Consider the following 1,548-nt stretch of genomic DNA (forward strand, 5'->3'; position numbering starts at 1 on the left):
CCGCGCCCATCGCGCCGGCCTGGCGCGCGACCTCGCGGCCGCCCTTGAACAGCGCCAGGGTCGGAATGCTGCGGATGTTGAAGCGCGCGGCCAGCGCGGGCACGGCCTCGGTGTCGACCTTGGCGACGCGCACGCGCGGCTCGAGCTGCGCCGCGGCCTGCTCGTAGGCCGGTGCCATCTGGCGGCACGGGCCGCACCACGGGGCCCAGAAGTCGACCAGCACCGGGATCTCGTTGCGCGCGATGTGGCGGTCGAAGCTCGCCACATCGGGCAGCGCGGCCGAGTGGGCGCCGAACAGCGGCTTGTGACAGTTGCCGCAGTCGGGCGCGCTGGCCAGTTGGGCCTCGCGCACCCGGTTGGTGGTGTGGCAGTGCGGGCAGACGATGTGCAGCGTGGGCGATTCGGTCATCCGGCAAAGCTAGGGGCGGCGCGGGCGAATTGCAAGTCGGACGCGACCGCCCGGTGCTTTTGCGACACTGGCCGGCGATGCGTTCCCTTTCCTCTTCTTCTTCCGCCTCGACGCCGCTCCCGCTCCAATGGGCGGGCGAAGCAGTGCAGTTGCTGCCCGAGCGCGCGCTCTGGTGGCCGGCCGGGCAGGCACTGTTCGTCGCCGACCTGCACCTGGGCAAGGCCGCCACCTTCCGCGCGCTGGGCCTGCCGGTGCCGGGCGGCACGACGCTCGAGAACCTCGCGCGGCTCGATGTGCTGATCGCGCGCCATGCGCCGCGGCGGCTGGTGTTCCTCGGCGACTTCCTGCATGCGGCGCCCGCGCGCGCCGTGCTGCCCGTGGTGCGGGAATGGCGCGAGCAGCATGCGGCGCTCGCGATGACGCTGGTGCGCGGCAACCACGACAGCCGCGCGGGCGATCCGCCGCCCGCGCTCGGCATCGAGGTGGTCGACGAGCCCTGGCTGCTCGGCCCCTTCGCCTGCTGCCACCATCCGCAGTCGCATCCCACGCACTTCGTGCTCGCGGGCCACCTGCACCCGGCGCGCCGGCTGCACGGGCCGGGGCGCGACAGCGTACGGCTGCCGTGCTTCGTGCACGAGGAAGGGCAAGCACAAGGGCAAGGCCAGGCCGTGCTGCCCGCCTTCGGCGAGTTCACGGGCGGCTGGACGATGGAATCGGCGCCGGGGCGGCGCTTCTATGCGGTGGGCGGATCGGCCGTGTGGGCGCTGCCCGCGGCCGATTGAGCAAGCGGCTCAGAGCACCACGGGTTCGTCGGGCAGCTCGTTGCGGTCGAGTTCGTCGTCGCGCAGCGGGAAGTGCTCGACCAGCAGCGCCGACATCTCCTCGAGCGCCTGCGTGAGCCCGTCCTCGAAGCGGCCTTCGCGAAAGGCCGCGCCCATGCGCTGCGCCATCGCGCGCCAGTCGTCGTCGCTCACCCGCGCATCGATGCCGCGGTCGGCCACGATCTCGATCGCGTGCTCGGCCAAGAGCAGGTAGATCAGCACGCCGTTGTTGTGCTCGGTGTCCCACACGCGCAGCTTGCCGAACAGCGTGACCGCGCGCTGCCGCGCCGGCGCCTCGCGGCGCAGGTAGGACATCGG

3 protein-coding genes are annotated in these 1,548 nt (G+C 72.7%); 1 reads left to right on the forward strand and 2 read right to left on the reverse strand.

Features of this window, described 5'->3' with window-relative positions; translation table 11 throughout:
* Positions 1 to 409 (reverse strand): thioredoxin TrxC (trxC, locus tag AC27VN_RS41135; RefSeq protein ID WP_490880464.1); only part of this gene is annotated, 409 nt, incomplete at its 3' end.
* Between the two features lie 77 nt (positions 410 to 486).
* Here trxC and pdeM point away from each other — a divergent pair.
* Complete coding sequence (gene pdeM / locus AC27VN_RS41140; protein WP_490880465.1) at positions 487 to 1,191, forward strand: ligase-associated DNA damage response endonuclease PdeM; 705 nt, start codon at positions 487 to 489, stop codon at positions 1,189 to 1,191.
* Positions 1,192 to 1,200: 9 nt separating this feature from the next.
* Here the strand turns inward: pdeM and AC27VN_RS41145 are convergent.
* The coding region (locus tag AC27VN_RS41145) for a TPM domain-containing protein (protein WP_490880466.1) at positions 1,201 to 1,548 on the reverse strand (348 nt) is incomplete at its 5' end.

The sequence above is a fragment of the Variovorax sp. 20P10.2.4 genome (assembly GCF_058244205.1).

Bases quoted from the DNA above. Each gene is read 5' to 3' on its own strand.
- pdeM (WP_490880465.1), top strand. From the start codon at position 487: ATGCGTTCCCTTTCCTCTTCTTCTTCCGCCTCGACGCCGCTCCCGCTC.